Consider the following 12,638-nt stretch of genomic DNA (forward strand, 5'->3'; position numbering starts at 1 on the left):
CGTCGGGCGTCCGTGTGACCGTGCGGCGGGGGAGCCGAGTCGGGTGGTACGGGACGCCCGGCGCGGCCGGGGTCGGTGCGGGCCCCGTGGGGCCCGGCGGGGAGGGTCAGACCGCTTCGGCGGCCGCCTCGGGGAGGAGCTGGGTGAGCCGGTCGGTGAGCTGGACGACCTCGGCGACGTCGCTGTAGGTGCGGGCGGCGTGGTCGACGGTCTTGCGGAGCCGGGTGTTGACCCGTTCGGAGCGGATGCTGCGGGCGACGCCGAGGGCCTTCTCGGCGAGGACGACGGACTGCTCGGGCTCGCGCTTGAGGAGGTGGACGGTGGCCAGGCCGATGAGGTTGAGGGCGTACGACCGCTGGTGCTCGGTGTCCTTCTCGAAGAGGTCGACGGCCCGTTCCATGAGGGGCTCGGCGAGCGAGGCGTACGTCGGGGAGCGTCCGGCGACGTAGGCGAGGTCCCGGTAGGAGTGGGAGTTCTCGCCGTTGAGCTCGGCCTCGGAGAAGAAGCCGATCCAGTCGGGCTCGGGTTCGCCGTCGAGGCCGGCGTCGGCGAAGGTGTCCTCGGCCATCCGGACGGCCCGCTTGCACTTGGAGGGCTGGCCCATGTTGGCGTAGGCGCGGGCCTCCATCGCGTACAGCATGGCCTGGGTCCGGGCGGTGGCGCAGTCCCGGCTGCCGTACTGGGCGAGGTGGATGAGTTCGAGGGCGTCGTCGGGCCGGCCGAGGTGGATCATCTGGCGGCTCATGGAGGAGAGGATGTACGAGCCGAGGGGCTTGTCCCCGGCCTCCTTGGCCGCGTGCAGGGCGAGCACGAAGTACTTCTGGGCGGTGGGCTGGAGACCGACGTCGTAGCTCATCCAGCCCGCGAGTTCGGCGAGTTCGGCGGCGCAGGTGAAGAGGCGCTTGGAGACGGCGGCGGGCTGGTGCTCCTGGAGGAGGTCGGTGACCTCGTGGAGCTGTCCGACGACGGCCTTGCGGCGCAGTCCGCCGCCGCACTGGGCGTCCCACTTGCGGAACATCGAGGTGGTGGACTCCAGGAGGTTGAGTTCGACCTCGGAGAGCCGGTGGGGGCGGTGGGCGTCGGCGGGGACCTCGGGGCGCTCGGCCGCGGGGGTGGGGACGAGCCAGCGCTGCATCGGTTCGACGAGGGCGGGTCCCGCGGCGAGGGAGAGCGAGGAGCCGAGGAAGCCCCGGCGGGCGAGCATGAGGTCGCTGCGGGAGAACTCGCTGAGCAGGGCGACGGTCTGGGGGCCCGCCCAGGGCAGGTCGACGCCGGCGACGGAGGGCGCCTGGTGGGCCGTGCGCAGGCCGAGGTCCTCGACGGCGACGACGGAGCCGAACCGCTCGGAGAAGAGTTCGGAGAGGATGCGCGGGATGGGTTCGCGCGGCTGCTCGCCGTCGAGCCAGCGGCGCACGCGCGAGGTGTCGGTGGAGATGTGGTGCGCGCCCATCTGGCGCGCCCTGCGGTTCACCTGGCGCGCCAGTTCGCCCTTGGACCAGCCGCTGCGCACGAACCACGAGCCGAGCCGCTCGTTCGGGCGCTTCCCGGCAGTCGTACCGTCTGCGCCGTTGCCGCCCACTGGAACGCCCCCATTCACCTGATCGTCTGTCGTGCGAACCCCTGCCAGGATGCCGTCTCCCGCGGCTCCCGTCCGGCGTTCGCCCTCGTTCGAACGGAAAACCGGGTTGCCTCCGGCATACTCACGCGTGCGCCGCGCCCCTGCGGTTTCGAGTACCGAAAGTAACCCCACGATCGCCCCTCTACGAGGGGAATTCAAGAAACGCCACCATTCGCCACCCCTTCGGATGAACCCACTTCCCTTGCGACGCGCTTCACTTGACGTGCGACGACCCGACTCGCCGGACGGATGCGCGGAGAGGCGCGCGTCCCGGTCCGCACCACCCCCCGCACGGCCGTGCGCCACCCCGGCGCCAGGGCGTGACGAAGGGTGACGGGAGGGCTCCGGGTCGTAACCACCGGCGCGCTCGACCCGTTGGAGGGGACATGGGTTTCACGATCGGCGGCATTCGTGAGATGCGGTCCGGCGCACGCCGCCGCGTACGCACCACGGAGTGCACAGCGGTGGCGGAGTACACCGGGCTGTGGGGCTGGGACGTGGTCCCGGGCGCGCGGGCCGTCTCCGGCCGGTGCTCCTGCGGGGACCCGGCGTGCGCGGCCCCCGGGGCGCACCCCCTCTCCTTCGCGGAACCGGTCCCGGCGGGCGCCGCCCTGGACGACGCCGTGAAGGCGTGGTCGGAGTACCCGGGCGCGGCGCTGCTGCTGCCGGTGGGCCGGGCCTTCGACGTGATCGAGGTGGCGGAGGCCGCGGGCCGGCGGGCCCTGGTCCGGCTGGAGCGCATGGGGCTGCCGCTGGGCCCGGTGTGCGCGACGCCGACCGGACGGGCGCGGTTCTTCGTGGCGCCCGGGGCCGCGGCCGAACTGCCCCGGCTGCTGTACCGGATGGGCTGGGACGACGCCGGACTCGACCTGCGCGGACTGGGCCCCGGCACGTACGTCACCGCTCCTCCGTCCGACCTGGGGGGCCTCGGGCCGGTGCGCTGGCTGCGGCCCCCGACGCTCGACACGGCGGGCGCGCCGCCGCAGGCGCGGCTGCTGCTCGGCACCCTGGCGTACATCTGCCACCGCACGCGCTTCTGACGTCCGGCGCGCATACGCGGAGGGCCCCGGCCACGAGAGGTGGCGGGGCCCTTCACGCGTGCGCGGCGCGGTGGTTCAGTCGCCGATCAGGGCGTCCACGAAGGCGCCCGGCTCGAAGGGGGCCAGGTCGTCCGGGCCCTCGCCCAGGCCGATCAGCTTCACCGGGACGCCCAGCTCGCGCTGGACGGCGACGACGATGCCGCCCTTGGCGGTGCCGTCGAGCTTGGTCAGGACGATGCCGGTGATGTCGACGACCTCGGCGAAGACGCGGGCCTGGATCAGGCCGTTCTGGCCGGTGGTGGCGTCGAGGACGAGCAGGACCTCGTCCAGCGGGCCGTGCTTCTCCACGACGCGCTTGACCTTGCCGAGCTCGTCCATGAGACCGGTCTTGGTGTGGAGCCGGCCGGCGGTGTCGATGAGGACGACGTCGGCCTTCTCCGCGATGCCCTCCTTGACCGCGTCGAAGGCGATGGACGCCGGGTCGCCGCCCTCCGGGCCCCGGATCGTGCGGGCACCGACGCGCTCGCCCCAGGTCTGGAGCTGGTCGGCCGCGGCGGCGCGGAAGGTGTCGGCCGCGCCGAGGACGACGGACTTGCCGTCGGCGACGAGGACGCGGGCCAGCTTGCCGGTGGTGGTGGTCTTGCCGGTGCCGTTGACGCCGACGACCATCACGACGCCGGGGACGTCGGTGGGGCTCTCGGTCCTGACCGCGCGGTCGAGGTCGGGGCCGAGGAGGGCGATCAGCTCCTCGCGGAGCAGGCCGCGCAGCTCTTCGGGGGTGCGGGTGCCGAGCACCCGCACCCGCTCGCGCAGCCGCTCGACCAGTTCCTGGGTGGGGGCGACGCCGACGTCTGCGGTGAGCAGGGTCTCCTCGATCTCCTCCCAGGTGTCCTCGTCGAGGTGCTCGCGGGACAGGAGGGTGAGCAGTCCCTTGCCGAGGGAGTTCTGGGAGCGGGCGAGGCGGGCCCGGAGCCGTACGAGACGGCCCGCGGTGGGCTCGGGGACCTCGATCTCGGGGGCCGGGGGTTCGGCGACGACGGGGTCCTCGACCGCGGTCGGCGTCCCGGTGGCCTCCTCGGCCGTGGGGAGCCGGACCTCCTCGACCGTGCGGCGTGGTTCTTCCCGCGGCGTCTCCGCCTCCTCGCCGACGCGCGGCTCGGCGGGCGGAGCGGTGATGGTCGGCGGGGCGGACGGCGGCTCGGCGGGCGGCAGCTGCTTCTTCTTGCGGCCGCTGACCACGAGCCCGCTCGTCACGGCGACCACGACGACCAGAGCGATGACTACAGCAAGGATGAGTTCCATAACGGGTCCAGTATGGCGTCACCCCGCGCGCGTCCCCCGTTCTCCCGGCGGGGGCGCGCTCCCGCGGGCGGGGGCGGTCCGCCGTTCGGCGGTGCGGCCGGCCGGGGCCCGGGAGCGGCGGACCGCCCCGGTCCGGGCGCGGGGCCTCGGACCGGGGCGGTCTCCGTGGACGAGGAGCGGGGCAGCGGGGATCAGCCCATCTCCTCCAACGCCTTGCCCTTGGTCTCCTTGACGTACCGGAGCACGAAGGGGATCGAGAGCACGGCGAAGACCGTGTAGATGATGTAGGTGCCGGAGAGGTTCCAGTCCGACAGGGACGGGAAGCTGACCGTGATGGCCCAGTTGGCGATCCACTGCGCGCAGGCGGCGACGCCGAGGGCGGCGGCGCGGATGCGGTTGGGGAACATCTCGCCGAGGAAGACCCAGACCACCACGCCCCACGAGAGGGCGAAGAAGAGCACGAAGACGTGGGCGGCGACGAGGGCCACGACGCCCTGGGTGGTGGGGAGCTTGCCGTCGACGAGGTCGGCGGAGAACGCCCAGGCCTCGAAGGCGAGGGCGATCGCCATGCCGGCGGAGCCGACGAGGGCGAGGGGCCTGCGGCCGACCCGGTCGACCAGGACCATGGCGATCACGGTGCCGATGATGTTGATGATCGACGTGGTGAACGAGTAGAGGAACGAGCCGGACGGGTCGATGCCGACGGACTGCCAGAGGGTCGCGGAGTAGTAGAACGCGACGTTGATGCCGACGAGCTGCTGGAAGACCGAGAGGCCGATGCCGACCCAGACGATGGGCAGCAGCCTGAAGCGGCTGCCGGGGACGAACAGGTCGCTGAACTTCGACTTGTGCTCGCGCCGCATGGCCTGCTTGATCTCGTCCACGCGGTGGTCCAGGTTCACGCCCTTGCCCTCGACCTCGGCGAGGACCTCCTTGGCCTTCTCGTCCTTGCCGACGGAGATGAGGAAGCGGGGGGACTCGGGGATCGCGAAGGAGAGCAGGCCGTAGAGGAGCGAGGGGACGACCATCACGCCGAGCATCCACTGCCAGGCCTCCAGGCCGCCGATCTTGCCGCGCTGGTCGCCGTCGGCGAGCTGGAGGATGCCGTAGTTGACCAGCTGGGAGATGGCGATGCCGATGACGATGGCGGCCTGCTGGAAGGAGCCGAGCCGGCCCCGGTAGGCGGCGGGGGCGACCTCGGCGATGTAGGCGGGGCCGATGACGGAGGCCATGCCGATCGCGAAGCCGCCGATGATCCGCCAGAAGGCCAGGTCCCACAGGGCGAAGGGCAGGGCCGAGCCGATGGCGCTGACGGTGAAGAGGACGGCGGCGATCTGCATGCAGCGGATGCGGCCGATGCGGTCGGCGATCCGGCCCGCGGTGGCTGCGCCGACGGCGCAGCCGATCAGGGCGATGGCGATGACCTGGGCCAGGGTGCCGGAGCCGATGTCGTAGCGGTGGCGGATCGCCTCGACGGCGCCGTTGATGACGGAGCTGTCGTATCCGAAGAGGAAGCCCCCCATGGCGGCGGAGGCCGTGATGAAGATGACGTGGCCGAGGTGGTCCGGGTGGGCGGCCCGGCCTTCGGAGGACGGCGGCGTGTGCGCCGGATCGGTGCTGGTCACATGGGCTCCTGGGGGCTCCGGCAGCGTCGTCGGGGCAGAGGGGACAAGCCCTTCCAGTGGGGCACAACTTCACGCCGCCCACCACTTGAAGGGAGAAGCAACGTTGCAGAGACTATGCATTCAACTTTCGAAGTCAAAACTCCCCCCCGACCGTCCTGAAGAAAAAACATCGCTGTATAAGTTCAAGTCTTGAAAGCGCACTCTGACCGAGTCGCTAGCGCAGCCTCTGGCTGATGACCTTGGATACCCCGTCGCCCCGCATGGAAACGCCGTACAGCGCGTCCGCGATCTCCATCGTCCGCTTCTGATGGGTGATCACGATCAGCTGCGAGGACTCCCGGAGTTCCCGCATGAGCCCGATCAGCCGCTGGAGGTTGGTGTCGTCGAGCGCCGCCTCCACCTCGTCCATCACGTAGAACGGGCTGGGCCTGGCCTTGAAGATCGAGACGAGCAGCGCCACCGCCGTCAGGGAACGCTCGCCCCCCGAGAGCAGCGAGAGCCGCTTGACCTTCTTGCCCGGCGGGCGGGCCTCCACCTCGACGCCGGTGGTGAGCATGGAGTCCGGGTCCGTGAGGACCAGCCGGCCCTCGCCGCCGGGGAAGAGCCGCGAGAAGACGCCCTCGAACTCGCGGGCCGTGTCCCGGTACGCCTCGGTGAAGACCTGCTCGACCCGCAGGTCGACCTCCTTCACGACCTGAAGGAGGTCGGAGCGGGTCTTCCTCAGGTCCTCCAGCTGCTCCGAGAGGAAGGCGTGCCGCTCCTCCAGGGCCGCGAACTCCTCCAGGGCCAGCGGGTTCACCTTGCCGAGCTGGTGGTACGCCCGTTCGGCCGCCTTCAGTCGCTTCTCCTGCTCCGAACGGACGAACGGCCGCGGCCGGGCGGCCGGATCGTCCTCCTCCCCCTCGACGGCGGGCGGCGGCGGGACGGGCTGGTCGGGGCCGTACTCGGCGACCAGGACGGTCGCCTCCACGCCGAACTCCTCCAGGGCCCTGGCTTCGAGCTGCTCGATCCGCAGCCGCTTCTCGGCGCCGAGGACCTCGCCCCGGTGGACGGAGTCGGTCAGCCTGTCCAGGTCGGCCTTGAGTTCCCGGCCCCGGGCGCGGGCCGCCGTGAGCCCCTGCTCCCGGTCGGCCCTGGCCGCCTCGGCGACCTCCCGTTCCCGTTCGGCGCGGGCCAGCGAGACCTCGACGTGGGCCAGGAGCGTCCGGGCCCCGGCGGCGACCGCGCCCGCGACCCGCGCCTCGTGGCGGAGCCGGGCCCGGTGCCGTTCGGCACGCGCGCGCGCCTCCCGTTCGGCGCGGGCGGCCCGGTCGAGGGAGTCGGCCCGCCCGGCGAGCCCCCTGACCCGCTCCTCGTGGGTGCGGACCTGGAGCCGCGCCTCCATCTCGGCCTGGCGCGCGAGGGAGCCCTCGACCGCGAGCCGGTCGCGTACGGAGGTGTCCGGTCCCTCGTCCCCGTCCTCCCCGGCCGCCTCCCGGGCCACCAGGAGCCGTTCGGCCAGTTCCTCGGCGTCGGCGGTGGCGTTCTCCAGCGCCTCCTGGGCGCGGGCGGCGGCCGCCGCGGCCCGCTCGGCCTCCTCCGCCGCTCCCCCGGCCTGTCCGGCGAGCCGCCCGAGCCGCTGGGCGACACCGGACTTCTCGCGCTCGGCGGTACGGCGGCGGGCGTCGAGCTCCTCGACGAGCGCGGCGGCGGCCCGGTGCCGCTCGGCGGCCTCCCGCCGCGCGGCCGTCAGCTCCTCGCACCGCGCGTCCAGTGCGTCGAGTTCGGCGGCGGCCTCGGCCACCGAGGCCCGTACTTCGAGGAGGCTGGGGGCGCCGGCGGAACCGCCGTGCGCGAAGTGCGCCCCGAGCAGGTCCCCCTCGGTGGTGACGGCGGTCAGCCCGGGTCGGGTCCTGACCAGTTCGGCGGCCTCGTCCAGGTCCTCCACGACGACGACCCCGGCGAGCAGCCGGCGGACGGCGCCCATGAGGTCGGCGGGCCCCCGGACCAGATCGGCGGCGTACGGGCGTCCGCCGGGCGCGGGTCCCCGCGGTCCGGGTTCCGGGTCCCGCGCTCCGGTCAGGAGCAGGGAGGCGCGGCCCGCGTCCTGTTTGCGCAGCAGGCGGAGGGCCTCGGCGGCGGCGGCGGGCCCGGCGGCGACCGCGTCGGCGGCGGCGCCGAGGGCGGCGGCGACGGCCGCCTCGTATCCCGGGGTGACGGCGAGGAGGTCGGCCGCCGGGCCGAGGACTCCGGCGATCCCGGCGGTGAGGAGGGCGCCCGTGCCGTCCTTGCGGCGCAGTCCGAGGGCGAGGGTGTCGTGGCGGGCCCGGGTCGCGGCGCGGTCGCGTTCGGCGGTGTCGAGGGCGTCGCGGGCCGCGGCGAGCGCGGTCTCGGCGGCGGCCAGTTCACGGCGGGCGGCCTCGTGGCGTCCGGCGTGCTCGGAGTCCTCCGCTTCGAGCCCGTCGACCTCGGCCCTGAGCCGCTCGTACTCCTCCCGGGCGGCGGCGGCCCGGTCCGCGGCCTCGTCCCGGGCCGCGGCGAGCCGGTCGATCTCGGCCCGGGCGGCGGCGGCGCGCGAGCGGGCCGCGTCGGCCCGGCCGTGGAGCCGGGCGAGGCCCTCGCGCCGGTCGGCGAGGGCGCGGGCCGCGTCCTTGAGGCGGCGTTCCTCGTCCGCCAGCTCCCGTTCGAGGCCGGCGCGGCGGGCGACGGCGTCCTCCAGGGCGCGCTCGGCCTCCTCCAGGGCCGCTTCGAGCTCGGCCTCCTGCTCGCGGACGCGGGCCGCCTCGCGTTCCAGGTCCTCGGGGTCCCGGCCGCGCCGTTCCCCGTCGGGCGCGGCGGTGGCGCTCTTCACGCGCGCGTCGGCCAGGGAGACGGTGCCGCGGACGCGTTCGGCGAGCCGGGAGAGGTCGTACCGGCTCTGCTGGGCGCGTTCCAGGCGGGGCACGAGGGCGCGGGCCTCCGCCTCCAGGGCGGCCTCCCGCGCGAGGGCGGCGCGCAGGTCGTTCTCGGTGGTCTCCTTGCGTGCGAGCAGGGCCGCTTCGTCGGCGACCTCGGCGGCGAGGGCGGCCCGGAGACGTACGAGGTCGTCGGCGAGGAGGCGGAGGCGCGCGTCGCGCAGGTCGGCCTGGATGACGGCGGCGCGGCGGGCGACGGCGGCCTGCCGGCCGAGCGGCTTGAGCCGGCGGCGCAGTTCGTCGGTGAGGTCCTGCACGCGCGCGAGGTTGGCCTGCATCGCGTCCAGCTTCCGCAGCGCCTTCTCCTTGCGCTTGCGGTGCTTGAGGACGCCCGCGGCCTCCTCGATGAAGGCGCGGCGCCCCATCGGGTCGGCGTGCAGCACGGAGTCGAGCTGTCCCTGCCCGACGATGACGTGCATCTCCCGCCCGATGCCGGAGTCGGAGAGCAGGTCCTGGAAGTCGAGCAGCCGGCAGGTGTCGCCGTTGATCTGGTACTCGCTGCTGCCGCCGCGGAACATGATCCGGGTGAGGGTGACCTCGGCGTAGTCGATGGGCAGGGCGCCGTCGGAGTTGTCGATGGTCAGCGAGACCTCGGCGCGGCCCAGCGGGGGGCGCCCGGTCGTGCCGGCGAAGATGACGTCCTCCATCTTGCCGCCGCGCAGCGACTTGGCGCCCTGTTCGCCCATGACCCAGGAGAGGGCGTCCACGACGTTGGACTTGCCCGAACCGTTGGGGCCGACGACACAGGTGATCCCGGGCTCGAACCTCAGTGTGGTGGCCGAGGCGAACGACTTGAATCCGCGGAGCGTCAGGGCCTTGAGGTGCACGTCGGGGACTCTACCGGGGCCCGCGCGTTTCGCCCGTGAACGGGCAGGGCAGATCCCCGGGTGAGGAGGGGGTGGACGCGGGGGAAAGAAGGGGTGGAAACAAGAAGGGACGCCGAAGCGTCCCTTGTGTGGCCGGCCGGCGCGTGTCGAGCCTTGCGGCCGGCTCTGTGTCGTGGCCGGTCGTACCGGTCCGAGCGTTTCCCACCTGGCCCCTCGGGGCTGGGCCGTCAGGTGAGCGCAGGCTCCGCCTGGGGTACGTCGAGGTCGATGCTGTCCAGCAGCGACTCTCCCTGCTGCTGGGCGGCGGCAGCGGCGAGCGCGTCGTTCTCCGACTGGATTCGCACCAGCTCGGACTCGAGGTCCTGAACGCGCTGCTGAAGCCGTCGCATCTCGGCGAGGAGTCGCGGGTCGGAGCCGCCGACGTATCCGAGAAGCGCCTTTGCCATGATGGATGGTCCTCCACAATGAGTGACCGACCGAAGCGGTGTGGGTCGTGAGGGATTCGCACCCGCGGTGTACGGCAGTACTGCGTGTCGTGCCGGTTCCGCTGCCGAACAGCTGAGGTGCGCGGGGCTTCCAGAGTCTCACCAAAAAGTTTGACGGTCAACACGATCACGCCCCTGCCGGGGGACGACCGGGGAGTTCACGGCCGCTGCGGGAGCGGCGGTGCCTCTCGACCCGGCGCCCCGGGGCGTCGCGATCACTCTCTCCCGGCAGCCTTCCACGGTCGGCGTTCCTTGGCAACCACCAGGCGCTTTCCCCTTCACACGCCTGTTACCGGCCGTCCGCCCGGCGCTCCTCCCGGTCACGGAGAACGGTGCCGGAGGGTGATCGTCAGCGGATGGCGAAGCCCTCGTAACCCCCGCGCGGGGTGTCCCAGATCTCCGTGACTCCGTCCACGCGCCCGGGCGTGTCGTCGGAGTGGAGCCAGTCGAGCAGACGGTGGCAATTCTCACGCGGCCCCTCGGCCACCACCTGGACCCGGCCGTCGTCGAGGTTGAGGGCGAAGCCCACCAGACCGCCGATCTCCAGGGCGTTTGCCCTGGTGAACCAGCGGAAGCCCACTCCCTGTACCCGGCCGCGCACCCAGGCGGTCATCCGTACGTCGTCGCTCATGGCTGCACGGTAGCGGGGAGGTCACCGGATCAGCACATCGGCCCCGGCTTCTCATCGCGTACAGTCCCGACGAACACGCCTCACCCGTTCGGGCGCGCGCCGTTCGGCCGTCGTTCCCCAACGGTACCGGCAGCAAAGATCAGCAAAGACCAGCAGGAGGGCAGAGGAGATGGGACGCCACCGTCGCTCCGGCGCCGCACCCGCCGCGGAGGACCAGTCCACCGGTGCGGGCCGCCGGTACCGGGGCGCCCGCCGGGGGCGTTCCGTGCGCACCGGCCTGCTCGGCGCCTCCGCGGCGGTCGCGGTCGGCGCGGCCGCCGTCGCCTCGGGTCTCCTGCCCGGCGGGGACACGTTCACGGTCGGGAGCCCCGACACGGCGGCCGAGCAGCAGGTGCGGTCCCGGCAGGCCCCCCGGCTGACGACGCAGGGCGGAGCCACCGAGACCCCGGCCGGCGCGGGCGGGACCCGGACCGCGCGTCCGGGCACGCGCGCGGGAGCGGGCGAGGACGGCAGGTCCGCCTCCCCTGCGGCCCCGGCGACGACTCCCCCGGCGACGCCGTCCGGGAAGCCGGCTCCGAAGTCGGCGCCGGCCACGGCGTCCCCCGGGCCGGCCAGGACCTCGGCCCCGGCTCCCGTGCGGAAGCCCGTGAAGCCGAAGCCCGTGCGGACGGCGGGCGCGAAGCCCGCGCCGAAGGCCGCCCCCTCCACGAAGGCGCCCGCGCCGAAGCCGGAACCGGCCGTCGAGGCACCGGCGCGGGCGACCTCCACCGCCGGCCGGGGCGACGCCGCCGAGGCGGAGGTCCTGCGCCTGGTGAACGCCGAGCGCGCCCGGGTGGGCTGCACCCCCGTGCGCGCGGACGCGCGGCTCGCGTCGCTGGCGGGCGCGTTCAGCGCGGACATGGCCGCCCGCGGGTTCTTCGACCACACGGACCCGGACGGGAACACGCCGTGGGCACGGGCGCAGAAGGCGGGCGTCACGACCCTGGCCGGCGAGAACATCGCCCGCGGCCAGGCGGACGCGGCGGCCGTGATGGAGTCCTGGATGAACAGCGACGGCCACCGCGCCAACATCCTGAACTGCGACTTCAAGGTCATGGGCGTCGGCGTCCACTTCGGTGACGGCGGCCCCTGGTGGACCGAGGACTTCGGCTACTGAGGTTCCCACAGGTCAGAGCCCTGCCTTCCGGTAGGGGCCGTCCCGGCGCCGTGAGCGGTCTCCGGGGCGGCCCGCGCCGCACCCGCCGCGCGGGTACGCGACGGCACGGAGGGCCGCCGGCGTCGTCCGCACCGGGCGCGGGTGCCCATAAGGCGGCGTTCTGCGGGTAGCAGCCGATGCGGCACGCCGAAGCCGTCGCCCGGGGCGGGCCGAGCCGGACACACAGCGCCCGGGAGACACCCCCGAAAGGACTGCGACCTTGACGCACGACGACCGACTCATCGAGATCCTGGCCAACGCGCGCGTGCTCGTCTTCGACTTCGACGGCCCCCTGTGCGACGTGTTCGCCGGTCTCCCCTCCTCCGGGATCGCCGGGCGGCTCGCCGCGCTCGTCGCGGCCGGGAACCCGGACGCGGGCGCGAAGGCAGCGGGGACCGGCGACCCGTTCGAAGTCCTGCGCATCGCGTACGAGACGGACGCCGAACTGGGCCGGGAGGTGGAGACGGCCCTGACGGCGGCGGAGATCGAGGCCGTCGCGGTGGCCGGGCCGCCGAAGCCGGGGGCGGTGGCGGCCCTCCGGGCGGCGAACGCCTCGGGCCGGGTGGTCGCGGTGGTGAGCGACAACTCGGCCGAGTGCGTCCGGCGCTTCCTGGAGGCGCACGGGCTGGCGGAGTACGTCGCCGAGGTCGTCGGCCGCCCGGCCGGAAGGCCGCACCTGATGAGGCCCAATCCGTTCCCGCTCATCACCGCGGCCGAGGAGACGCACATGGACGTCACCAACTGCGTCCTGATCGGTGACTCGCCCGACGACGTCCGGGCCGCCCACAGGGCGGGCACGACGGTGATCGGCTACGCCGACGGGCCCCGCGAGGCCGGCCTCTTCGCCGAGGCGGGGGCCGACGCCGTCGTGGCGGACATGGGCACCGTCGCCGACGTGCTGACCGCGGACTGACCGGCCGGGCCGTGACCGCGCACGGCGGGCGCCCGGCCGGGCCGTGACCGCGCGGCGGACGCCCGGTCA

The 12,638-nt window shown here is 73.8% G+C and carries 9 protein-coding genes; 3 read left to right on the forward strand and 6 right to left on the reverse strand.

Features of this window, described 5'->3' with window-relative positions; translation table 11 throughout:
* Window positions 1–106 precede the first annotated feature (106 nt).
* Window positions 107–1,579 (reverse strand): transcriptional repressor NsdA, encoded by a 1,473-nt coding sequence (gene nsdA / locus ACZ3IL_RS00585; protein ID WP_467385390.1) that lies wholly within the window; start codon window positions 1,577–1,579, stop codon window positions 107–109.
* 425 nt (window positions 1,580–2,004) lie between these two features.
* On the opposite strand from nsdA, the gene ACZ3IL_RS00590 reads away from it, so the two are divergent.
* Window positions 2,005–2,658, forward strand: a complete 654-nt coding sequence (locus ACZ3IL_RS00590; RefSeq protein WP_467385391.1) for a bifunctional DNA primase/polymerase — start codon at window positions 2,005–2,007, stop codon at window positions 2,656–2,658.
* 75 nt (window positions 2,659–2,733) lie between these two features.
* On the opposite strand, the gene ftsY is transcribed toward ACZ3IL_RS00590, so the two are convergent.
* The 5 genes from ftsY to ACZ3IL_RS00615 form a co-directional block, all read right to left on the reverse strand.
* The gene (ftsY, locus tag ACZ3IL_RS00595) at window positions 2,734–3,960 is read right to left on the reverse strand and encodes a signal recognition particle-docking protein FtsY (RefSeq protein ID WP_467385392.1); all 1,227 of its coding nucleotides are present in this window, start codon (window positions 3,958–3,960) and stop codon (window positions 2,734–2,736) included.
* Between the two features lie 191 nt (window positions 3,961–4,151).
* Entirely contained in the window at window positions 4,152–5,585 is a 1,434-nt protein-coding gene (locus ACZ3IL_RS00600) for a sugar porter family MFS transporter (protein ID WP_467385393.1), read from the reverse strand.
* A gap of 214 nt (window positions 5,586–5,799) precedes the next feature.
* On the reverse strand, window positions 5,800–9,345 hold the full coding sequence (gene smc / locus ACZ3IL_RS00605; protein ID WP_467385394.1) for a chromosome segregation protein SMC: 3,546 nt from the start codon (window positions 9,343–9,345) through the stop codon (window positions 5,800–5,802).
* A 227-nt stretch (window positions 9,346–9,572) separates the two neighbouring features.
* Window positions 9,573–9,791 (reverse strand): hypothetical protein, encoded by a 219-nt coding sequence (locus ACZ3IL_RS00610; protein ID WP_467385395.1) that lies wholly within the window; start codon window positions 9,789–9,791, stop codon window positions 9,573–9,575.
* 388 nt (window positions 9,792–10,179) lie between these two features.
* Window positions 10,180–10,461: an acylphosphatase gene (locus ACZ3IL_RS00615; protein ID WP_125662739.1), complete on the reverse strand. Its 282-nt coding sequence runs from the start codon at window positions 10,459–10,461 to the stop codon at window positions 10,180–10,182.
* A gap of 169 nt (window positions 10,462–10,630) precedes the next feature.
* Here ACZ3IL_RS00615 and ACZ3IL_RS00620 point away from each other — a divergent pair, with 169 nt between their 5' ends.
* Together ACZ3IL_RS00620 and ACZ3IL_RS00625 are read left to right on the forward strand one after the other, a co-directional pair.
* The gene (locus tag ACZ3IL_RS00620; protein ID WP_467385396.1) at window positions 10,631–11,617 is read left to right on the forward strand and encodes a CAP domain-containing protein; all 987 of its coding nucleotides are present in this window, start codon (window positions 10,631–10,633) and stop codon (window positions 11,615–11,617) included.
* A 259-nt stretch (window positions 11,618–11,876) separates the two neighbouring features.
* On the forward strand, window positions 11,877–12,569 hold the full coding sequence (locus ACZ3IL_RS00625) for an HAD family hydrolase (protein ID WP_467385397.1): 693 nt from the start codon (window positions 11,877–11,879) through the stop codon (window positions 12,567–12,569).
* Window positions 12,570–12,638 lie beyond the last annotated feature (69 nt).

It is taken from the genome of Streptomyces sp. NPDC014907, from assembly GCF_055562975.1.

Excerpts from the sequence above, each read along its gene's own strand:
- ACZ3IL_RS00620 (WP_467385396.1), top strand. The coding sequence starts at position 10,631 with ATGGGACGCCACCGTCGCTCCGGCGCCGCACCCGCCGCGGAGGACCAG.
- ftsY (WP_467385392.1), bottom strand. The coding sequence starts at position 3,960 with ATGGAACTCATCCTTGCTGTAGTCATCGCTCTGGTCGTCGTGGTCGCC.
- ACZ3IL_RS00615 (WP_125662739.1), bottom strand. The coding sequence starts at position 10,461 with ATGAGCGACGACGTACGGATGACCGCCTGGGTGCGCGGCCGGGTACAG.
- ACZ3IL_RS00610 (WP_467385395.1), bottom strand. The coding sequence starts at position 9,791 with ATGGCAAAGGCGCTTCTCGGATACGTCGGCGGCTCCGACCCGCGACTC.
- ACZ3IL_RS00590 (WP_467385391.1), top strand. The coding sequence starts at position 2,005 with ATGGGTTTCACGATCGGCGGCATTCGTGAGATGCGGTCCGGCGCACGC.